The organism is Spirosoma aerophilum (assembly GCF_054782495.1).
This window is the reverse complement of record NZ_BAAGSJ010000004.1, coordinates 1,060,743-1,082,662: the sequence shown is the minus strand read 5'-3', so window position 1 is coordinate 1,082,662 and position 21,920 is coordinate 1,060,743. Positions and strand designations below refer to the sequence as shown.

General features: G+C 50.0%; 21 protein-coding genes. 9 read left to right on the top strand and 12 right to left on the bottom strand.

Features of this window, described 5'->3' with window-relative positions:
* Positions 1-85: 85 nt before the first annotated feature.
* Positions 86-1,225, bottom strand: coding sequence for a cystathionine gamma-synthase (locus tag ACYVK4_RS06390; RefSeq protein ID WP_461126640.1), 1,140 nt, complete (start codon positions 1,223-1,225; stop codon positions 86-88).
* 86 nt (positions 1,226-1,311) lie between these two features.
* On the opposite strand from ACYVK4_RS06390, the gene ACYVK4_RS06385 reads away from it, so the two are divergent.
* Positions 1,312-1,983 (top strand): TVP38/TMEM64 family protein, encoded by a 672-nt coding sequence (locus ACYVK4_RS06385; protein WP_461126639.1) that lies wholly within the window; start codon positions 1,312-1,314, stop codon positions 1,981-1,983.
* A 128-nt stretch (positions 1,984-2,111) separates the two neighbouring features.
* Here the strand turns inward: ACYVK4_RS06385 and ACYVK4_RS06380 are convergent, their stop codons facing one another.
* A complete protein-coding gene (locus ACYVK4_RS06380) occupies positions 2,112-2,921 on the bottom strand; it encodes an alpha/beta hydrolase (RefSeq protein WP_461126638.1) in 810 nt (269 codons plus the stop codon).
* Positions 2,922-2,995: 74 nt separating this feature from the next.
* Between ACYVK4_RS06380 and ACYVK4_RS06375 the strand changes: the two genes are divergently transcribed.
* The 3 genes from ACYVK4_RS06375 to ACYVK4_RS06365 all read left to right on the top strand — a co-directional run bounded on the left by ACYVK4_RS06375 (position 2,996) and on the right by ACYVK4_RS06365 (position 5,809).
* Positions 2,996-3,451 (top strand): MaoC family dehydratase, encoded by a 456-nt coding sequence (locus ACYVK4_RS06375; protein WP_461126667.1) that lies wholly within the window; start codon positions 2,996-2,998, stop codon positions 3,449-3,451.
* An 89-nt stretch (positions 3,452-3,540) separates the two neighbouring features.
* Positions 3,541-4,710, top strand: a complete 1,170-nt coding sequence (locus ACYVK4_RS06370; RefSeq protein ID WP_461126637.1) for an acyl-CoA dehydrogenase — start codon at positions 3,541-3,543, stop codon at positions 4,708-4,710.
* A gap of 172 nt (positions 4,711-4,882) precedes the next feature.
* Complete coding sequence (locus ACYVK4_RS06365) at positions 4,883-5,809, top strand: AraC family transcriptional regulator (protein ID WP_012930100.1); 927 nt, start codon at positions 4,883-4,885, stop codon at positions 5,807-5,809.
* Positions 5,810-5,920: 111 nt separating this feature from the next.
* On the opposite strand, the gene ACYVK4_RS06360 is transcribed toward ACYVK4_RS06365, so the two are convergent.
* The 5 genes from ACYVK4_RS06360 to ACYVK4_RS06340 form a co-directional block, all read right to left on the bottom strand.
* The gene (locus ACYVK4_RS06360; protein WP_461126636.1) at positions 5,921-6,358 is read right to left on the bottom strand and encodes an energy transducer TonB; all 438 of its coding nucleotides are present in this window, start codon (positions 6,356-6,358) and stop codon (positions 5,921-5,923) included.
* Positions 6,359-6,361: 3 nt separating this feature from the next.
* A complete protein-coding gene (locus ACYVK4_RS06355; protein ID WP_461126635.1) occupies positions 6,362-7,171 on the bottom strand; it encodes a phosphoglycerol geranylgeranyltransferase in 810 nt (269 codons plus the stop codon).
* Positions 7,089-7,625 (bottom strand): hypothetical protein, encoded by a 537-nt coding sequence (locus ACYVK4_RS06350; RefSeq protein WP_461126634.1) that lies wholly within the window; start codon positions 7,623-7,625, stop codon positions 7,089-7,091. The genes ACYVK4_RS06355 and ACYVK4_RS06350 overlap by 83 nt, the downstream gene beginning before the upstream one ends.
* Before the next feature lie 72 nt (positions 7,626-7,697).
* Positions 7,698-8,126: a phage holin family protein gene (locus ACYVK4_RS06345; RefSeq protein WP_461126633.1), complete on the bottom strand. Its 429-nt coding sequence runs from the start codon at positions 8,124-8,126 to the stop codon at positions 7,698-7,700.
* Between the two features lie 163 nt (positions 8,127-8,289).
* On the bottom strand, positions 8,290-8,676 hold the full coding sequence (locus ACYVK4_RS06340; RefSeq protein ID WP_461126632.1) for a TraR/DksA family transcriptional regulator: 387 nt from the start codon (positions 8,674-8,676) through the stop codon (positions 8,290-8,292).
* Positions 8,677-9,012: 336 nt separating this feature from the next.
* Here ACYVK4_RS06340 and ACYVK4_RS06335 point away from each other — a divergent pair, with 336 nt between their 5' ends.
* The 3 genes from ACYVK4_RS06335 (at position 9,013) to ACYVK4_RS06325 (ending at position 12,940) form a co-directional block, all read left to right on the top strand.
* Positions 9,013-10,287, top strand: coding sequence for a Glu/Leu/Phe/Val family dehydrogenase (locus ACYVK4_RS06335; protein WP_461126631.1), 1,275 nt, complete (start codon positions 9,013-9,015; stop codon positions 10,285-10,287).
* Between the two features lie 98 nt (positions 10,288-10,385).
* Positions 10,386-11,054 carry a phosphatidylserine decarboxylase family protein gene (locus ACYVK4_RS06330; protein ID WP_461126630.1) on the top strand — a complete coding sequence of 223 codons (669 nt, stop codon included), beginning with the start codon at positions 10,386-10,388 and terminating at the stop codon, positions 11,052-11,054.
* Between the two features lie 248 nt (positions 11,055-11,302).
* Positions 11,303-12,940 carry a GMC family oxidoreductase gene (locus tag ACYVK4_RS06325; RefSeq protein WP_461126629.1) on the top strand — a complete coding sequence of 546 codons (1,638 nt, stop codon included), beginning with the start codon at positions 11,303-11,305 and terminating at the stop codon, positions 12,938-12,940.
* A gap of 250 nt (positions 12,941-13,190) precedes the next feature.
* On the opposite strand, the gene ACYVK4_RS06320 is transcribed toward ACYVK4_RS06325, so the two are convergent.
* From ACYVK4_RS06320 to ACYVK4_RS06310, 3 genes are all read right to left on the bottom strand, one after another.
* Entirely contained in the window at positions 13,191-14,327 is a 1,137-nt protein-coding gene (locus ACYVK4_RS06320) for an alginate O-acetyltransferase AlgX-related protein (RefSeq protein WP_461126628.1), read from the bottom strand.
* A 9-nt stretch (positions 14,328-14,336) separates the two neighbouring features.
* Positions 14,337-15,776: an MBOAT family O-acyltransferase gene (locus ACYVK4_RS06315; protein ID WP_461126627.1), complete on the bottom strand. Its 1,440-nt coding sequence runs from the start codon at positions 15,774-15,776 to the stop codon at positions 14,337-14,339.
* Between the two features lie 362 nt (positions 15,777-16,138).
* Positions 16,139-16,282, bottom strand: a complete 144-nt coding sequence (locus ACYVK4_RS06310) for a hypothetical protein (RefSeq protein ID WP_461126626.1) — start codon at positions 16,280-16,282, stop codon at positions 16,139-16,141.
* Between the two features lie 43 nt (positions 16,283-16,325).
* Between ACYVK4_RS06310 and ACYVK4_RS06305 the strand changes: the two genes are divergently transcribed.
* Positions 16,326-17,111: a GDSL-type esterase/lipase family protein gene (locus ACYVK4_RS06305; protein WP_461126625.1), complete on the top strand. Its 786-nt coding sequence runs from the start codon at positions 16,326-16,328 to the stop codon at positions 17,109-17,111.
* Between the two features lie 147 nt (positions 17,112-17,258).
* Here ACYVK4_RS06305 and ACYVK4_RS06300 read toward each other — a convergent pair whose 3' ends face one another.
* Positions 17,259-17,894 carry a hypothetical protein gene (locus ACYVK4_RS06300; protein ID WP_461126624.1) on the bottom strand — a complete coding sequence of 212 codons (636 nt, stop codon included), beginning with the start codon at positions 17,892-17,894 and terminating at the stop codon, positions 17,259-17,261.
* A 41-nt stretch (positions 17,895-17,935) separates the two neighbouring features.
* Complete coding sequence (locus ACYVK4_RS06295) at positions 17,936-18,565, bottom strand: MgtC/SapB family protein (protein WP_461126623.1); 630 nt, start codon at positions 18,563-18,565, stop codon at positions 17,936-17,938.
* A 151-nt stretch (positions 18,566-18,716) separates the two neighbouring features.
* On the opposite strand from ACYVK4_RS06295, the gene ACYVK4_RS06290 reads away from it, so the two are divergent.
* Positions 18,717-21,737, top strand: a complete 3,021-nt coding sequence (locus ACYVK4_RS06290; RefSeq protein WP_461126622.1) for an excinuclease ABC subunit UvrA — start codon at positions 18,717-18,719, stop codon at positions 21,735-21,737.
* Positions 21,738-21,920 lie beyond the last annotated feature (183 nt).

The window sequence follows — 21,920 nt, the reverse complement described above, 5'->3', positions numbered from 1 at the left end:
TCAAATCCACCGTTTCTGCGAAAGCTTGAAAAATCATAGTCAGTCAAAAAAATCATATAAATCCTGCGGGGTCGCCCTTGCGGTTCTAACCAATGGCCCGTTCCAGATCCTGAATCAGATCCTCTACATCCTCAATGCCCACGCTGAGCCGGATGAGGGTGTCTTTAAGGCCATTTTTGATTCGTTCTTCTTTCGGAATGCTGGCGTGGGTCATGCTGGCAGGATGCGTACACAGCGACTCTACACCCCCCAGTGATTCGCCTAAGGAAAACACCTCGAAACTCTCCATAACCCGAACCGCTTCGGGCATCGAATCGCCTTTCAGCTCGAACGACAGCATACCGCCAAAGCCACGCATCTGCTTCTTCGCCAGCTCATGGCCGAGGTGCGAGGGCAGACCGGGGTAGTAAACCTGACTCACTTTCGGGTGTTGCTGCAAATACTCCGCTACTTTCTGGGCATTCTCACAATGGCGCTGCATCCGGACATGCAGCGTTTTGATGCCGCGCAGTACCAGAAAACAATCCTGTGGACCCGGCACGGCACCACAGGCATTTTGAATGAATGCCAGCCGCTGAGCCGTTTCGTCGTCGTTCAGGATGATGGCACCCATGACCGTGTCGGAGTGACCACCAAGGTATTTCGTGACCGAGTGCATGACAATATCGGCCCCTAAATCGAGCGGATTTTGCAGATAGGGCGAGGCAAACGTATTATCGACCACCAATTGAATACCACGTTGTTTGGTAATGGCTGCTATAACCGAAATATCGACCAGACGAAGCAGTGGGTTGGTGGGCGTTTCAATCCAGACCATCTTGGTGGCGGGGGTAATGGCGGCTTCCAGCTTCGTTGCGTCGGATAAATCGACAAAGTGGAACTTCAGGCCAAATTCCTGATACACCCGCACCATAATGCGGTAGGTGCCGCCGTAGAGGTCATTGCTGGCAATGATTTCATCGCCGGGTTTGAACAGTTTCAAAATCGCGTCTGTTGCGCCTAAACCTGAGGAGTAACAAATACCATGTTTGCCGTTTTCGAGGGCCGCGAGGTTATTTTGCAGAACTGTCCGGGTAGGGTTCTGCGTGCGGGCGTATTCGTAGCCTTTGTGCTTACCCGGCGACTCCTGAACGTAGGTCGATGTTTGATAGATGGGCGTCATAATCGCGCCCGTTGTGGGGTCCGGCTCAATACCGGCATGGATGGCTTTGGTTCCGAATTTCATAGTCAAATGTAACGAAGATTGTAACGTTGAGCGGCACGTCGCCTGACAACTAAAACCAGAACCGCCCTTTCCCCGTTTGTTAAAGTGTGAAATTAGCTATTCCTAAATCCGTTACCGGACCGGCCCTTTTAGGGGTACTGTTGTCGGTGACCCCCATCGTCTTTACGTCCCTGCTGACCTACTTTGCCGTAGTTCACGAAGCCACCATTGCGGGTTTTTCGGCCTGGCAGTGGGCGCTGATTACAATCGTCTGTTCCATTACATCTGCCGGGTTGACGCCACCGACCATGCTGGCGCTTATCTTCGGCTATTTTCTGGGCTGGCAAGCCGTATTGCCTATTTTTATTATCAACTTCGGCGGGATACTCATCATCAATCTATTGGTCAAATGGCTCGACCATGATCGGTTCATGGCGTTTCTGAAGCGTAATCCGAAAGCACAGTCAGTGCTGGATCGCATTCTGAACAATGAGCTGGAAGTTATTTTCTTCGCCAAATTGTCGCCCATCCTTCCCTTTGGCCTGACGAACCTGATGTTCGCCCTGTCGGGTGCGAAGCTGAGGAATATTTTGCTGGGTGGTTTTCTGGGAATGACCCCCCGAACACTAATCGCCATCTGGTCGGGCCACGAAGCCCGTGAAATAAAGGCGTTGCTGGAAAATCCCAATCAAAGCTCCTGGACCCAGATCGTTGTTGTTGTTCTGATTCTTGTTTCCATTGCGGGGCTGTGGCAAGTTATCCAACGGTCGCTTAAGTAATGACGAGCTTAAACACACCTAACTGGAGTGACCACCCCCAACCCCCTCCTTGAAAAAAGGAGGGGGCTATGTAACGGGGCACCCTTGTTCTAGCCCCCTCCTTTTTTCAAGGAGGGGGTTGGGGGTGGTTAAACTCGCGCCAATTTCTCCCCCGCCATCTCAATCAATCGGTTGTGCCCCGTTCTTAAGGTCGTTATCTCGAAATGCCGGAGACGTTTCGTCAGGGGTAATATGTACGTGCCGGGTATAATGCGGTCAAACGCACCCATAAAAAAGTGGACGCTTACCGTCTGTTCGTTCAGTGTACCGGCCAAAACAGGCAGGTCAGGCTTAATGAAGCGAAATTGCGTCCAGCTCCGGTATACCAATGCCCGTTGTGCCGGTGTACCCAGCGAAATTTCGGCAAAACGCATGGCTGTTCTATTTAACAAACCCAGACGTGTTAGCCCATGTCCAAACGTTGTGAGCATGGATAGATGGCGTAACACATAGCGAAACATACTTCGTCCAAAACGCGAGCGGGTGGCTACCCGATACCAGCCATTGAGCGTGATTCCATCGGGAGCGATCAGGATAAGCTGGTCAAGGCGGCTGGCGAAAAGCTCCGCTGTGACTAACGCAAATCGGCCGCCGAGGCTGAAACCCATCAGCGAAAACCGCTCGATGGCATGGACCTCCAGAAACTGCTCGACTAATTTGCGCCAGATCGACTTTGTTAATAGTTGATCGCCCAGGTAGTGACTGTTGCCATGAAAGAAGAGATCAATGGCATAAATAGTAAATTTCCGGCCCAGTAATTTGTCCAGCGGCTGAAATACTTGTTTACTTTGTCCAAAACCGTGAAAGGCAATTAGAATGGCCGGACCACTACCAAATTTCTGGTACGTCATCCGGCTATCGCTGGTCCTTAATTCAAAAGCGTCTGTGGTTTTAGACATACAGGCAAAATTACAGACGACGTTTAATAAACAATCGTACCCGTCAGTTCGTAGTTAGCATACCCGCCATTATGATGTACACATTCACGAATCTGGCCCAATTTGCTGCTCATACCGGGCAATCGCTTGGCGAGACGGACTATATTGTTATAACTCAGGATATGGTCAATCGTTTTGCGGAGGCTACCGGCGATTACCAGTGGATCCATACGGACCCAGAACGGGCTGCTCGGGAATCTCCATTCAAAGGGCCTGTTGCTCATGGTTTTTTGACGCTTTCACTCGCGCCAAAACTCATGGCTCAACTCTACCGGGTCGAATCTGTGAAAATGGGTATTAACTACGGAGCTAATAAAATCCGTTTTACCAATGCCGTACCGGTGAACAGCCAGTTACGAATGAAAGCTCGCTTACTGCAGGTTGAACCACAGGCTAACGGCGTAAAGGCGGTAATCGAATGTACATTTGAACTGGAACAAACGCCTAAACCCGCCTGTATTGCTGAGTTGGTCGTCTTGCTATTCGACTAGTAAAATAGTATGCATGCATACTATTTTACTATTTTTTACGTATATTTACACTGCTTCAATTATCAACAGAACTAAACAACGCAATTCAGATGGCATCGGCAACGCTGGAGTTACAGGGATTGAATTTTAATTTATCGGAAGAACACCTGGCCGTTCAGGAAGCCGCCCGCGATTTTGCGCAAACCGAGTTATTGCCCGGTATTGTTGAGCGAGACAACGAAGCCCGCTTTCCGGCCGAGCAGGTAAAGCGAATGGGCGAATTAGGCTTCCTGGGCATGATGGTATCACCCGATTATGGCGGTGGAGGTATGGACACGGTAGCGTATGTGCTGGCCATGGAAGAAATCTCCAAGGTCGACGCGTCGGCTTCGGTGATCATGTCGGTCAATAATTCGCTTGTTTGCTATGGTCTGGAAGCCTTCGGAACTGAAGAACAGAAGCAAAAATACCTAACCCGTCTGGCCTCCGGTGAAACGCTGGGCGCTTTTTGCCTATCGGAGCCGGAAGCGGGGTCAGATGCAACCTCACAAGCCACTACAGCTGAAGATAAAGGCGATTATTATCTAGTGAACGGGACAAAGAACTGGATAACAAATGGTGGATCGTCAGGCGTTTGCCTGGTGATTGCACAGACAGACCGGGAGAAAAAACACCGGGGCATCAACTGTTTGATCGTTGAGAAGGGAATGCCCGGCTTTGTTGTTGGCAAAAAGGAAGATAAAATGGGTATTCGGGCCTCCGACACGCATTCTTTGCTGTTTACGGATGTGCAGGTTCCTAAGGAAAACCGTATTGGCGAAGATGGTTTCGGGTTTAAATTTGCCATGTCGACCCTAAACGGCGGACGAATAGGCATTGCCGCGCAGGCTCTGGGTATTGCCGCCGGTGCGTATGAGTTATCGTTAAAATACAGCCAGGAACGCAAAGCGTTTGGTAAACAAATATTTGATCATCAGGCCATTCAGTTTAAGCTGGCCGAGATGGCGACAAAGATCGAAGCGGCCCGCTTGCTGGTCTACAAAGCCGCCCGGCTGAAAGATGAACACAAAGATTATGTGCAGGCAGCGGCCATGGCCAAATTATTTGCGTCGGATGTTGCGATGTGGGCTACTACCGAAGCCGTTCAGATTCACGGGGGCTATGGCTATGTAAAAGAATTTCATGTAGAGCGTTTTATGCGGGATGCAAAAATTACTCAGATTTATGAGGGTACATCGGAAATACAAAAACTTGTGATAGCCCGCGAGCTCGTTCGCTAGTCCATTTCTTGGTAAAATAGAATTTTTCTAAAGGTGTAGTGCGTGTTCGATGCGAATACGCACTATTTTTTTTATTATTTGGAAACTTTTATACTTGTATTAGTTTTGTACAAATTATTAGTTTTGTGCAACTTTACGCACGAATTCAATCTAGGCAACACTTCTTTCGACTATGGAAGACTATAATAAAATTATCGAATCGTTGGGCGTGAAGTTCATCAAGGCCCGAAACATTCGGATATTACAGCCCATCACCATCAAAAATTTCTATGATGTTGAAAACACTTTACTGATTCTTTTCAATGGCGAAGTCTCTATTGGCGACGAAAAGATTAAAGTAGACGTGGGGGATATGCTGTTCATTCCGGGTGGCAAACACGTCACGGTGACCTATGGCGACCCTACAAACCCGAAAATTGTCTCGAACGAAGAGTTCATGACGCACCGGGAATCGTACTGGGAAGGCAACCACGACCCTAAATTAATTGGTCATCTGCCTAACTCCTTTGGGTACGTGTCGTTCGAGGCCAAAGTTTTTGACTCGGTCAACTTCTTCAACTCGCTCGATGTGCCTCCGTTCATTATCAAACGGGAAGAGCACCTGGCGACGACGATCGACCAGATTCTGGCCGAAGAAATGACCGACCTGGCAGGCAAAGGACGAATCATCAAGATTAAAACTGAAGAGATCGTTATTGAGGTTGTTCGGTATATTCTGAAAAACCACCTGTTCGTTGAGCAACTCGTTACCAACAGCACCTACTTTAAAGACCCTCGTCTGATCGATATTTTCGCCTATATCAAAGAGAATCTCGGTGGCGACCTGTCGAACAAGGTACTGGCGAACGTTGCGAACGTATCGGAAGACTATGTGGGGCAGTATTTTAAAATGCTGACGGGTATTAACCCACAGGATTACATCGAATACCAGCGCATGGAAGCCGCTGTTGGCTTGCTGCGCACGAGCAAAAAGAGCATCCGGGCCATTGGGGCCGAAGTAGGTTATAAAGACACGGCGTACTTCTGCCGTCGTTTCAAAATGATGTTCGGTATTCCGGCCGGCAAAATGCGCCGTCGGGAGTCGTTGATGAATGTGTAAAATAGTCAGTAAGCGGCTTCGCCCAAGTTGGTAAGTGGCTGACGCGCGAGTTTTATTTTCGCGTCAGCCACTTACCAACTTACCGACTTGGGCGAAGCCGCTTACTAACTTCTACTGCATGTTCACCTCAATCGGCATCGTGTAAAATACCGGAACGCGCTTGCCGTCAACTTCGCCCGGTTCCCAGCGGGGCATTTTCTCAACGGCTAGAATGATATTCGTCATAAAGCTCTGAATTTCTTTCTGCGTCTTCTTGTCCTGTGCCTTTTGGTCGAAAGGCTTTGTGGTAATACGTACATCGTGAACGTAGCCGAGTTCATCAATAATAAACTTGGCGGAAATAGGGCCCATGATGTAAATCTTCCGTCCCAGCGAACCCGGTACCTTAATGTTATCGGCCAGAAAACGACTTAGAGCCGCTTGTCCACCCGGATATTCGGGCTGGTGCTCGACTACCGTGTATACTTTCTGCGATTGAGCCATTGCCGACTTTTCGGGTAGAAACAGCGTGGTTGCCAGAAGCAACAGCGTAGAGAGAAAAATTTTCATAGACTAGTTCCGGACAAGGGATTCATTGAACTGACGCACAACCGCCGATAACTGAGGTAACAGGTCAGGATCATGCTCAATGCCGTTGCCAACTACAATCATATCGGCACCGGCTTTTAAGGCTTCATAAGCTTTCTCACCTGAATTGATACCGCCACCCACAATGATAGGCAGATCAATAACGCTCCGAACGGCAGAAATCATAACGGATGATACAGGCCGACGGGCACCACTGCCTGCATCCAGGTACATCAGTTGCAGACCAAGCATCTCGCCTGCCATGGCCGTGCAGGCCGCTACACCGGGTTTATCGTGCGGGAGTGGCATGGTACCACTAATGTAGGAAACAGTTGTTTGTGTGCCGCTATCGACCACCATATAGCCCGTAGGCAGAATCTCCAGGCCGCTTTTCTTTAAGAGCGGTGCCGCAATGACGTGCTGCCCAATGAGAAAATCCGGATTGCGCCCGGAGATAAGCGATAAGAAAAAGATAGCGTCTGCCGAGGGCTCAATATGGAGCGGATTGCCGGGAAAGAGGATAATAGGCGTCGTGGACTGCTGACGAATGGCGGCAATAACGTCTTTATGAATATAATCCGTCACTAAACTACCACCAACCAGAAAGAAATCGATCGGATAATTGGCGGTGCGGGCAATTAGTGTAGACAAAGCGTCCTGCTCGATCTTATCAGGATCGAGCAGGACGGCAAATGCTTTTCGACCAGACTGCTTATAATCCCGTAGTGTAGTTAACAGGCTTTGTGGTGGCCTGTTCGTGGTATTGGGTTGGTTCGGCGGTTGGATTGATGGCATTATTTGTACGAATGCGGGCTATAAATCCGGTTAGCTGCTCGCGGGCGATGTTAGTGAGTACAGATGTTAAAAGACCCCCTATCAATCCACTGGCAGCGGCTGATTTTTGTATTTTGTTTGCCTGTTTTTTAACGGCTCGGTGCGTGACGGGTTGAGCAGACATTTCGTTCTCCTCATCATAATCACTGTCCTCATCGTCGAAATCCTGTTCGTCGGGTTCACCATATTTCTCGGCATACCGGTACTCGTCGGACTTAGGCAGAATGGCATTAACTACCAAATATACAGCTAAAGCGACACCCGCTACAAACACGGTCGTTTTACCAACCTCGGTCGCTTCGCCTTTTATGGACTCCACGCCGTCGGTAATAGAGGTTTTGAACTGCTCTGTAGCGGCCATCAGCTGGGCCCGGCGGGCCGTTGTATCGGCAAAAGGTACTTTGGGATCTTCCATTGTGATTCGATAGGGATTCGTGTAAAGAGAATCGGTTAATTGTTGGTTTTAGTGGCTGTATGTCAGCGTTGACTAATTGGTTTTCTGAGCCGGGTTTCCACTCATAGACGAGCGTGTCTGCGCCATTAATTCTTCGACGGCATTTGATTTTTCGTCAAGCTTTTTTTCCTGACTTTTCTTGATAGCGCTGTAAGCGGCCTCCCGAATTTTGGATTTGAAAAAATCTTTGCCTGCCATCCATATCACGGTCAATAGCAGAAAAAAACCAGCCACAATTAAAAAACCCAGATACCGGCTGTTTGTTACCTCATTTAAGTAAGCGGCCAACAAACTGAATATGAATATAAGACTCATGGTGGCCAAAAGGGCCAGCACAATACTATGAACGGCAACAACAACGCCCTCCTCAATTTTTCCCCGGCTTTCGAGCGTAAATAGCTCAATGCGAGCTTCCAGATAGCGGAATATATTCTCCCGAATTTCTTCCAAGCGTTCGAACATGATTTCTTAAAATTAAAATTTCTCTCTGCCGTATTTACAAACAAACGTCTAATTTGTTTAAAAATATAAGGAAAATAAAAAGCTCCGGCAAGTTCTTTGCCGGAGCTTTTTATTTTCTAAACAGGAAGAAATTCAGCGATTTCCCCCTTTCAGGTGATAGGTATTACTTTGATTGCCGTAGTTTGGCTTCGATTGTCTGTTGTGTATGCGGAACAGCCCGGAGTCTCTCTTTTGGTATCAACTTACCGGTGTCTTTACACACCCCGTAAGTGCCGTTTTTGATGCGGACCATTGCCGCATCGAGCTGCTGGATGAATTTCTGAAGCCGGGCAGCCAGTTGGCTCAAATTTTCCCGCTCGCTGGTATCTGCACCATCTTCAAGCAATTTCGAATTGCCGGAGGTGTTATCTGTGCCACTATCGTTCCGTTTGCTGAGCGTCTCTTTTATATAGTTTAGCTCGCTTCGGGTGGCGTCGAGTTTCTGACTAATCAGTTCTTCGAACTCCTTCAGATCCTCTTCCGAATAACGTTTCTTATCTTCCTGAATCATATCAAGTATGACGTTAGATGGTGTGTCCCTTAATTTGGGTACAAAATTAATGCTTTGTTTGCATTTATTCAATCAATAGTCAGTTAATAAGTTAAATTTTTAGAAATTTCATTGTCTAGGCTTTTTGTGGAATTTCAAACTAATCTTTGGTATATGGTTATGTCACAACAAAAGTCTATTGTTATAAAAATAAATCGTGAACAATTGTATGGTTTGCTGATATTTCATTAATCGTAGAAAAAATAGACCTTTCGCAATGTGCTGCTATGATTTATTAAGTTTGCAAGACACTTCATGCACAAATTTTGTTTCTAAAAAAGAAGTTAAAGTAACGCCATGGGATATATTGAACCAGCTCCAATAAAAGACAAAGAAAATCCGCTTGAGTCAATGATGTCGCGTTTCGATGCGGCTGCTAAATTGTTGGGCATCTCCGACGAGATGTATGATATATTAAAAGTGCCGGCCCGGCAGGTTATTGTTGGCCTTCCCGTTACGATGGATAATGGGTCCATTAAGGTTTTTGAAGGCTACCGGGTTATTCACTCAAACATTCTGGGGCCTGCCAAAGGGGGTATCCGGCTCGATCCGGGCGTTCACCTCGACGAGGTTCGTGCGCTGGCGGCCTGGATGACCTGGAAATGTGCGGTAGTCGATATTCCCTATGGCGGTGCCAAGGGTGGTATTGCCTGCAACCCCCGCGAAATGTCGGCGGGCGAAATTGAGCGACTCATTCGGCAATATACCGTAGCTATGCTCGACGTGATTGGGCCGGATCGCGATATTCCGGCACCCGACATGGGTACGGGGCCGCGCGAAATGGCCTGGATCGTCGATGAATATTCGAAAGCCAAAGGAATGACCGTAAACAACGTGGTAACGGGTAAGCCGTTGGTATTGGGTGGCTCGCTGGGCCGCACCGAAGCCACGGGGCGGGGCGTTACAGTAGCCGCTCTGGCGGCTATGGACAAGCTCCGGATGAATCCATACCGAACAACGGCCGCTATTCAGGGCTTTGGAAACGTAGGCTCATTTGCGGCCGAACTGCTCCACGAACGGGGCGTTACGGTGGTTGCCGTGAGCGATATTTCGGGCGGGTATTACAACGCCAATGGGATCGACATCACAGCGGCTGTAACTTACCGAAACGGGAACAAAGGCACGCTGGAAGGCTTCGGCGGAGCGGAAAAGATCTCCAATGAAGAACTGCTGTCACTGGCGGTCGATGTGCTGGTGCCCGCTGCTAAAGAAGACGTTATCACCGACGATAACGCCAATTCCATTCAGGCCAAAATGATCGTGGAAGGGGCCAATGGACCGACTTCTGCCAGTGCCGACGAAATTATCAACAGCAAAGGCATTCTGGTCGTACCCGATATTCTGGCCAACGCTGGCGGGGTAACGGTTTCCTACTTCGAATGGGTACAAAACCGCATCGGTTATAAGTGGACGCTCGACCGGGTGAATCGGCGGGCCGACCGGGTTATGAAAGACGCCTTCGATCGGGTTTTTGACACGTCGCAGCGCTACCAGGTGCCTATGCGCCTGGCGGCCTATATTGTCGCAATCGATAAAGTAGCCAGTACCTACAAATTCCGGGGCGGTTACTGATTTACCATAAAATGTATGATGTGTACTGTATGATGTATATTTTTGCTCATACTTGATGCATTAACAATACATCATACATTTACACCTTACCTATTATTATGCGTTTACACCGCGAAGGAAAAACGATTATGATTACCACAGGACTGGTTTTGCTGGTCCTGAACCTGCTGGCGTATTATTATTTGTTCTCCGATAATTCGACAGCCATTATCTTACTGGCGCTGATAAGTGTAGTTCTGTTTTTATTGATTGTTCAGTTCTTTCGCATTCCAACCCGGCCGCTCACAAGTGGTGAAAAACTGGTTATTGCACCGGCTGATGGGAAAGTGGTTGTGATTGAAGAAACCGTGGAAAGCGAATATTTCAAAGACCGCCGTCGGCAAGTGTCCATTTTTATGTCACCGCTGAATGTGCACGTCAACCGGAATCCGGTAACGGGTATTGTTCGTTACTTCAAGTATTTTCCCGGCAAGTATTTAGTGGCCTGGCACCCGAAGTCAAGTACTGAAAACGAACGGACAACGGTTGTCGTTGAAGTATCCAATGGTACGCAGGTGTTGTTTCGGCAAATTGCCGGGGCGGTGGCCCGACGCATTATCTGGTATGTGAAGGAGAATCAGCCGGTTAAGCAGGGTGAAGAGTTCGGCTTTATCAAATTCGGCTCGCGGGTAGATGTGTTTCTGCCACTCGATGCTGAAATCAAAGTGAACATTGGCGACGTAACCAAAGGGGGCGTTACCGTGTTGGCGGAATTAGCCACTGAATAATTGATCCTCATTTGAGGATTCGCTAAAGAGCCGGTCAGGTTCGTGTTTTCATTCTACCGAAAACACGAACCTAACCGGCTTTTCAATTGAAGGCCTAGCTGGGAAACAACCCATTTTATGAAAGCCGTGCCACGTTTGTAGTTGTGGTATGGCCCTGACCTGGTTATAAATGGAAAGGGCTATATTATTAAGTTGACTTATCTGTAGAAATTATTGTAATTTACTTCTCTGGTACGTCAAATAAGGTTATGGATTTCGACTGTATAATTGTGGGTGCCGGCTCGGCGGGTTGTGTGCTGGCCAACCGTTTATCCACTAACCCGGCCAACTCGGTACTGCTGCTGGAAGCGGGCGGCCCCGATCAAAAGCTGGAAATTCATATCCCGGCCGCTTACACCAAATTACACGGTAGCACTGTTGACTGGAGCTTCTGGACCGAGCCACAAACGGCACTTGGGGGCCGTCGGATGTATCAGCCAAGGGGTAAAACGCTGGGCGGGTGCTCATCAACCAACGCCATGGCCTACGTACGGGGGAACCGGGTCGACTACGACGACTGGGCTGCGCTGGGGAACCTGGGCTGGGATTACGACAATGTATTACCCTATTTTATCCGGTCAGAACATAACGAGCAGTACAGCCAGCTCGACCCCCACTACCATGGAAATTCAGGTCCGCTGAACGTAACCTTCGCCACCCGCTTCCAGACTCCTCTGGCGGGTGCTTTTGTCAAAGCCTGTACGCAGGTGGATATTTCGCCCAACGCCGATTATAATGGCGCCCGGCAGGAAGGAACGGGCTTGTTTCAGTTCACCATAAAAAATGGCCGACGGCACAGTACGGCAACGGCTTTCCTGTTTCCGGCGCTGAATCGGCCGAACCTCAAGGTTATTACGCATGCCCAGGTGAAGCAGATTCTGATTCAACATGATCGGGCTACAGGGGTCGAATTTATAACGGGTAAAAACCAGACACAGCAGGCAACGGCTCGCCGGGAGGTTATTCTGTCGGCGGGGGCTTTCCAGTCGCCACAACTGCTCATGCTGTCGGGTATCGGGCCAGCGGATGCACTCCGAACGGCGGGTGTTTCGGTTAAGAAAGAGCTGCCGGGTGTGGGGCAAAATCTGCAGGACCATGTTTTTTCGGGCGTTAGCTGCCTGAGTTCGCAGCGGGGCAGTTCAGCTAATTTTCACCTCAAGCCGCTCAACCAGCTGAAAGCACTGGCTCAGTATGTTATCAGCAAAAAAGGGCCGCTGACCATCAGCCCCCTCGAAGCCGTTGCTTTTCTTAAAACCGATCAAATGGCGGCCGGGCACGAGAACGACGGGCGTATTGATATGCAGCTTCATTTCGCGCCCATTCATTTCGGAAGCGGTAACGAAACCGACTTTTATGACCTATCGACCTATCCGTCGACGGATGGGTTTACGGTGTTACCTACGTTGTTGAAACCCAAAAGTCGGGGTTACATTGGCCTTCGTTCCGCCAACCCGCTGGACGCTCCGCTGATTCAACCCAATTATCTGGTTGACGACGCCGACCGGCAGGTGATGCTCAGCGGTCTTCGGAAAACCATTGAGGTGATGCAGGCCGATGCGTTTGGCCCGTACAGCCAGGGGATTCACTTGCCCGCTGTTCATGCATCGGATGATGACCTATGGCAACACCTCCTTAGTGTACTCGAAACGGTCTATCATCCGGTGGGTACCTGCAAAATGGGCGTTGCGTCGGATGAAATGGCCGTGGTAGATGCTGATCTGCGCGTTCGGGGCATGAGCGGCCTGCGCGTCGTAGATGCCTCCATCATGCCTACCATCGTATCGGGCAACACCAATGCCCCCGTTATCATGATCGCCGAAAAAGCCGCCGATTTGATTTTGAGTTAGTAAGCGGCTACGCCTAAGTTGGTAAGTTGGTAAGTCGGTAAGTCGGTAAGCGGCTACGCCTAAGTCGGTAAGTCGGTAAGTCGGTAAGTCGGTAAGCGGCTACGCCTAAGTCGGTAAGTCGGTAAGTCAGTAAGTCAGTAAGCGGCTTCGCCTAAGTGAATAAGTGGCTGACGCGCGAGTGTTGCTTTCGCGTCAGCCACTTACCGACTTACCAACTTAGGCGAAGCCGCTTACCGACTTTCCAACTACTTTAAAATGTAGCCAGTTGATAGATGTTGCGTTCGACCACTTCGATGACGACGGTGGTGGGGCGTTCGGCTTTCACCAGCGTGGGGTCCAGCTTACTGCCGCGCATGAAGTAAGACTCACGAAAATAACCGGGCAGGTAATTCATCATGCCGTGGCTAAACGAATCGCCCACAAAGAACAGTCTGCCCCAGCCCGGACCCGAAAAGCGGGTGGAAGGGTAGCCAATCGCTTCGTTGGGAATACTCGCCGTTTTACGGGCAGACCGGTCGGGGTTGGGCCTGATGTAATAATAAATGGGATCGCGCTGGTCGTCTTGTAGCGTTAGCATCTTTGTCAGATCGCCCGCTCCTCCTTTCTGACGCTCGATGTAATAATCGGACAGGCGAACGGGAGGCATTTGGGGCTGATCGATCCGGATTCGATTGAGCAGGGATGCACACCCTACCAGCGTTCCATATTCATTCCAGTGCGTATCGGTCTGGTAATACACGACATGATCCCGTTTGGCCGAGCGGAGGGTGTCCCGAATATCGACAAAATGCAGGTTCGTTTGAGCCACTGCTTGTTTGAGTACATCCAGCCGCGACGGCTCAGAACTTACCTGTAAATTATCGGGTAAAAATTCAGGGTAGATGGTGTGAGAGTCCGGCGCAATAATAATATACAGCTGAGCGCCCTGGCTGGCCAGCTCTCGTTGCCGTTCCAGCAGATGACTGGCAATTCGTCGGGCTGAATCGGCAGAAAGCGGCTGCAATCCCCGGTGCTGATCCACTACCTTGTTGTAGCTGTTGCCCAGATAGAGCCAACCATCTTTACCAACCACCACTTTTTCAGGGAGGGGCGACTGGTCAAGGATATGGAACTTCCAGCGGCTGTACATGTAAAAAAGCGCATTCCGCCAGCCGAAGTTTTCCTTGTAATAGCGATCGAATTGCTTGACAAAACTGCGAACATGCGGAAAGTTCACGACGGGCATACCCTTCAGGTTCCGGTTTTCGGTACTGCTGAACCGCACTGACAAGCCCAGTAACTGATCCAGGGTGGGCAGCAACAGCAGAATGGCAAAAATGAAGGCCGTAATTCGGGCACGTGTTGTTGTCATGGTAAAAAAGAGCACAACCGGTAGAGCCGGTTCCATTCTTTGTGTTTAGAATCGGAAATAGATGAACGGGTTATAGGTATCGGCCGCCAGATAAGCGACGGCCATCACAAACAACCCAACCAGACCTAAAACATAGGCAGCATTTAGGGTTAGCCGCACCGGCGTAACGACCATTCGTGCCAACAGGCGATGCCAGACCGTTTGAAACCGATGATAGACAGGTGTCGCCAGTACGAACCCAGCCAGCAGGGAAACGAGCAGCTCCGTATTTATAAAATAAGATAATGGAAACGCTACCCGGCCAACGGGTGCCAGACCGGCCATTTTCTGCAAATACAAAATAGCCGCTGACAGATCTTCGGCCCGAAAGAAGACCCAGCCAATGAGTACAACAAAAAGCGTATAAATATGGGCCAGTGGCGACCAGGTTCGTTCCAGTCGTTTGCTCAGACCCGCCCGCTCGATCAACAGAAACAGGCCATGATAGAGACCCCAGATGATAAAATTCCAGCTGGCGCCATGCCATAGACCCGTTACAAAGAACACGATCAGCAGGTTTCGGTAAGTACGGGCTTTGCTGCCCCGGTTTCCGCCCAGCGGAATATAAACATAGTCCCGAAACCAGCTGGAGAGTGAAATATGCCAGCGTCGCCAGAAATCCTGGATGGATCGGGAAATATATGGGTAGTTGAAATTCTCCTTAAAATCGAAGCCGACCATTTTTCCCAAACCAATCGCCATGTCGGAGTAGCCCGAAAAATCGAAGTAAATCTGAAGGGAGTAGGCAATGATACCCAGCCAGGCCGTTTCTGTTGGGTAGCTGCTGGCCGGTGCATTAAAAATAGTGTCGGCCAAACTGGCAAATGTATTGGCGAGGAGTACTTTTTTGGCCAAACCGATAATGAACCGCTCCGCCCCGACGCCAAATTTTTCGATCGTAACGGTTCGGTCGGAGAGCTCCGGAGCAATATCGGCGTAACGAACGATAGGCCCGGCAATCTGGTGCGGAAACATGGCTACATACGTACCATAATCCAGAAAACTGCGGTTGGCCTTTATGCGCCCCCAATAAATGTCCAGGGTATAGGAAATGCCCTGAAAGGTGTAAAAGCTGATGCCAATGGGCAGGGCAATCGATGCAATCGTTAAGTGATCGGCAATGGGCAGGGCCAGGGCTTCGGCAAAACCATGAAGAGAGCCGACGAGGAAATTCGTGTATTTATAGTAAAAAAGCAGGGATAAACTACCGATCAGCGACAGGAGCAGGCCCGCCCGTCGGTGCCCATTCTCCACAAGTCGCCCGGCAATAAAATTGATCAGGGCGGAGACCAGCAGCACCAGAACAACAGGCCCTTCGCCCCAGGCATAGAACAGCAGGCTGGCTCCGAACAGAAAGGCATTGTGCCATTGCCGGGGCAACAGGTAATAAATGAGAAGAAAAAAGGGTAAGTATAGAAATAAGAAAATTGCTGAACTGAACAGCATAGTACATCAAGAGGTGGGTGTACACAAAAATACGGGTTTCTAGCACACAAAACGTACAATCGCTTCTAACCGGACACACACAGTGTTCATGACGATTCCCAAACAGCATCAAATAAATGCAGCCTGGTGGCTGTTATATGAGTTTTAGTGTGTAAACAGTTGAATACATTGGGTACCTGTAGTTGGAAAAATTTGCTGTACTTTACCGGCCTGAAACAAGGCAGTTATTTATAGATTATGCGTGATTCAATCCGGTTTCGATGTTTATCAACTGGTGGCAAAACCATAGGATATAGTAGTCTATTGGCCGTTATACTCCTTGTTTTTGCCTGTGCAAGCGACTACCGTGCTTCGGTTGGCCCTCAGGTTGTCCCCGTTACCCCCAGCCCGACTACCCCGGTCGTGCCAACCCCCGTCTGTCCCTGCTTCATACCCGGAGCAAGCAACACAACGACATCGAATTGCAGCAGTACCAGCACCGCGGCTGTCCGGTTTGATACACTCAAGGTCCCCCCACCTCGTTTTTGGCCAGACGGTGGCTCGTTCTACATGACGACCGATGTGCGGCTAACCGCCGATACGTTACCGCCGGGGGGCGTCATTGACTATTCGCTGGATAATGGACAAAGCTGGACAACGGGTCAACAACTTACATTGACATCCGGCGGAACCATTCTAACGCGAATTCGTGCCGGAACAAAACAGTCGATTAGTCGATCGGCTTCGTTTACCATTTACTTCAAGCGGATGTTGGTTATTGGCAACAGTATCATGAACGCTGTACCTTCCCCTGAGATTGGCTGGTTCAACAATAACGGCATGGCGGCTTCGGCCCCCGAAAAGGATTTCGTCCGTTTGTTGACGGCTCAGTTGCGAACGCTGTATCCGGCTATGGGTGTCAGACTTCAGGCAAGCGGTAATCTAGAGCGTTATTATGGTATGAGCAGCTATAGCCTGGATGAGTTCAATGAGGCAATTCAACAGTTTAAGCCCGATCTGATTCTGGTTCGAATGGGAGAAAACGTGGAGAATGGCGAGGTGAGCGCCCGTAACTTTGAGGCCAATTATCGTCAGTTTCTGGAGCGCTTAATCACCTTAAGCGGGAGCCAGCCCGTTAAACTTGTTTGCACCACCAGCGTCTGGTTTAAACCGCAGGTCGATGCGGTTATCCGAAAAGTAAGCCGTGAAAAAGGGTATACGCTGGTCGACTTAAGCTGCATGGTTGGGCAGCCGCAGTACTTTGCCAGCCAATACACCAACGTTTCCGTAGCTGCGCACCCTAATGATACGGGTATGAAGTGGATCAGTGATCTGATATGGGATAAAATACGGTAATCGGTTTTCTATAGAGCTTAAAAAGGCGCTTCCAATACCGGAAGCGCCTTTTTAATGGAATGATCAACTTCGTTTATCGACAATGAACAGGTCGTTCAGCGACAATAGACGGGTCACCTATTTGCCCGATTAACCATGAACAGCGTCTTAGAAGAACGATATACGAAGCACAAATGGACTGCCGTAAATGGTGCGGCCCAGACCTGAATTATCGTTGTAGTTCAGGTTATATAAAGCGGTTAAATTGACGCCAAACCGCCTGGAAATAGGTTGAGAATACGTTACCCCAACGAGCGGAGAGGTTAGGCTGGCACTGGCTGTCTGACCGGTTTGGTCGTATTTGACCGCCACCGTTGTATTCTCAATCTCGCCGTGTAAATACAGATTGGGCAGAATGGAGGGAATAAATTCGTACATCAAAAATCCGCGTCCACCATATTGATTGTATGTCTGAACCGGAACCGTTGATCCCGTGCTCGTAATGCCTTTATAGCGGGTATAGGTATAGGTCGCGCCAATGCCTACGATCATCCGTTCGCTGGCCTGGTAGGCAATAACCGGTGCAACGCCCAGGCTAAACGGGTTACCAAAGCGGAAACCATTGATACCACCACCAAAGCGCAGACGCTGGCCAAAGGGCAAAGGACGTCCTTCCGGCGTTTGGGTGCGAAGCGGGTCCTTACCCTGGTCCCGCCGGTCGTCCGGATCTTCGGTAAGTTGCCCAAAGGCAACGCTGCTGGTTAATAAGGCCGTGATAAACAGTAACTTTTGAATATGATTCATGGTGTTGTATACAGAAAAATAACTCTACGTATGTAACGAAATCAGAAGGTGAATTCTTTTACTTCGGGGTCTCTCAACAGCCGTTTAATGCACTTTTCGTGGTTTTGCTCCGAGCCACTCACCCGCCAGTTACCAATAATCTCGGTGCCGATACGTTGCTGCTGGTTACGCGACGACTTAAGGCCGAACTCGTCAAAAAGCTCTTCGTATTGCTTAAGCGTCTTGTTATGAAACGCGGTTACGATTTTATAATCACGCGTTTGGTTCATCTTGTTGATCCGGCTCGATAAACCCACCAGAATGAGCAGCGACCCGAGTATAAACACAAAGCCAACAATCGCCATGTCGTAGTGTCCGGCCCCAACGCACATGCCCAGTGCCGAGACCGCCCAAACGGTGGCTGCTGTTGTCAGGCCTTTCACCCGGTTGTCTTCCCTAAAGATAATACCCGCACCCAGGAAACCGATGCCGTTAACAATATTAGCGGCAATCCGGTCGCCGGCACCGCCAACCCGGGCTGAAACCATGGTGAACAGCGCCGAGCCGACACAAATCATGATCATGGTTCGTAACCCTGCCGACTTGCCGTGGTATTCGCGCTCGGCACCGATCAGACCGCCAATGATCAGCGCAACGCCCAACCTGATAATGTCTTCCTGCGCAAAATCCATCTCGTCTGTTTAGCTAATACGCGAATTACGGGAAACCCGTTGCGCGACCTGATATTATTCGGTTCCGCCCGTCGTTTTATAGAAAGGAGAGAAACCATATTTTGAAATAAACCGTTAAAATTTAGATAGAGTTTACCCTCATTAACTTCGAATGACTCAGACCACGGAAACCGAACGCCGGACTACCGGATCACAACGTTCCGTTGACAATCTAGACCCCAAACAGTTTATTATCATTAAGGGGGCGAAAGTACATAATCTTAAAGGAATTGACGTTGCCATTCCGCGCAACAAATTAGTGGTCCTGACCGGATTGTCGGGATCGGGCAAGTCGTCGCTGGCGTTTGATACCTTATTTGCCGAAGGCCAGCGAATGTACGTCGAAAGCCTGAGCAGCTACGCCCGCCAGTTTCTGGGGCGTATGGAAAAGCCGGAGGTTGAATACATCAAAGGGGTATCGCCCGCTATTGCTATTGAGCAAAAAGTGTCGACCCGAAACCCCCGCTCAACCGTGGGCACCTCTACTGAAATTTATGATTACCTGAAGCTCCTGTTCGGCCGGGCAGGGGTGACGTATTCGCCTATTTCGGGCCATGAGGTCAAGAAAGACACCGTTACGGATGTCGTCAATTTCATGTACAGCTTCGAGGCCGGGCCGGATGGCGCTCCACAGCGGGTCATGATTATGGCACCCCTGCGCGTTCGCGAAGACCGGACACTGTCGTATGAGCTGAATATATTGCTCCAGAAAGGCTACACGCGTATCGTGGCGGATGACGGCCAGAATGCCGAATCAACGACGGGTCGGCAGGTGTTGCAGATTGAAGATATTCTGGAGAATGAAAACAACTATTCTTCACTCTTCACGCCTAATTCGTCACTCGAAATTTTAGTCGATCGGGGAACGGTGTTGTACGACGACAACGGCAACCCCGACGAAGATAACCTGTACCGGTTCTCCGACTCGGTGCAAACGGCGTTTAACGAAGGCGATGGCACTTGTCGGGTCGACATTGTTGGGAAAGAATCGCGCGTTTTCTCCGATAAATTCGAGCTGGATGGTATTGTGTTCGAGGAGCCAAGTGTGAATCTGTTCACGTTCAACAACCCTTATGGGGCCTGCCGCCGGTGCGACGGATTCGGTAAGGTGCTGGGCATAGATCCGGATCTGGTGGTGCCCGACAAGAATCTGTCTGTTTTCGAAGGCGCCATTGCGCCCTGGCGTAGTGAAAAAATGAGCGAGGAGTTTTTAAAACCCCTGCTCAAAAATGGCATTCGGTTCGACTTCCCGATTCACCGACCTTACAAAGACCTGACGCCTGCCGAACAGGAGTTGCTCTGGACCGGAAACAAGTACTTCGATGGCATAAATGCTTTCTTCAACTTTGTGGAAAGCCAGACATTCAAGGTGCAGTACCGCGTCATGCTGTCACGTTATCGGGGCAAAACGACCTGCCCGGAATGCCGTGGTTCGCGGCTGCGGAAAGATGCCGGTTATGTTAAGATTGGCGGGAAATCCATTACCGATCTGGTGCTCATGCCCCTCACGCAGGTAACGGCTTTCTTCAATGACCTGGAGCTTCCCGAACACCAGCAAAAGGTGGCCAACCGGATATTGATCGAAATTCGCAACCGGCTGGACTATATGGAGCGTGTTGGACTTGGTTATCTGACCCTTAACCGACTGACTAATACTTTGTCGGGTGGCGAATACCAGCGCATCAAGCTGGCAACGTCCCTGGGCTCGGCCCTGGTGGGGTCTATGTATATTCTGGACGAACCCAGTATTGGATTGCATCCCCGCGATACCCAACGGCTGGTAAGCGTACTTGAATCCCTCCGCGACATGGGCAATACGGTGATCGTGGTGGAGCACGAAGAAGAAGTGATGCGCGCTGCCGACCAACTCATCGACATTGGCCCCGACGCCGGTTCGCTGGGCGGCCACCTCATGTTCCAGGGGACATGGGCCGACATTAAGGAGTTAGGAGCGAGGAGCGAGCGGCCGGCGTTCCGGGAGTTAGGAGTTGCTGACGCCAGTAGTATTCTCGCGACAGCAACTCCTAACTCCTCGCTCCTAACTTCTAACTCCTCAAATTCTCATACCATCGACTTCCTGACGGGGCGCGAAACGGTTCCGGTGCCGACGTTCCGGCGGAAGGCGACGAATTTTATCGAGCTGAAAGGAGCCCGGGAGAATAACCTGAAAGATGTAAATGCCCGGTTTCCGCTCAATACGCTTACCGTCGTGACGGGCGTGTCGGGGTCGGGGAAGAGTACGCTGATTCGGAAAGTATTGTACCCGGCCCTCATGCGGCAACGGGGCGAAGGCACCGAAGAGGCTGGTAAGTTCGATGGGCTGAGCGGCTCCCTCGACCGGATTTTGGCGGTCGAAATGATCGATCAGAACCCAATCGGCAAATCGAGCCGGTCCAATCCGGTTACGTATATCAAAGCCTACGACTACCTCCGGCAGGTTATGGCCGACCAGCCCGTGTCGAAGTCCCGGGCCTACAAGCCGAGTCACTTTTCGTTCAACGTCGATGGCGGACGCTGTGAAGTGTGTCAGGGTGAAGGCGAGGTGAAGATCGAAATGCAGTTCATGGCCGACATTTACCTTAAATGCGAAGGCTGTGGCGGCAAACGCTTTAAGCAGGAGGTGCTGGAGGTAACGCTGCACGACAAGAATATCTCGGATATTCTGGATATGACCGTCGACGAAGCCATCGAATTCTTCCGCAAGGTTGATAACAAAATGGCCGACAAGCTGCAACCCTTACAGGATGTCGGTTTGGGATATATTGGCCTGGGGCAGTCGGCAAACACGCTGTCGGGTGGGGAGGCCCAACGGGTGAAGCTGGCGTCGTTCCTGGGTAAAGGTAACCCGAACAAAGGCAGTACGTTGTTCATTTTCGATGAGCCAACCACAGGACTGCACTTTCACGATATCCGAAAACTGCTTTCGGCCATCAACGCCCTGGTCGACCAGGGTGACTCCGTCATCATCATCGAGCACAACATGGAGGTCATCAAAAACGCCGATCATATCATTGACCTCGGCCCGGAAGGGGGCGAAACGGGCGGCTATATTACCTTTACCGGCACACCCGAAGAGATGGTGAAACTGACGGATGGGAATTATACGGCCCAGTATTTGAAGGGGAAAGTGTAGACTGATTTCGGTATAAAATGCGTCCGGTGGGTTAGCAGGTATAGCTACTGTTAGCCCACTGGACGCATTTTATGCATTATATGTGAGCTATTTGTTCAAACGGCGTAGTATTTGAGGTGAATAGTAGACTAAGCAAGGCTCAACGTAAATAATCTGATTATGCTGAAAATAGCCAGAAGGCCA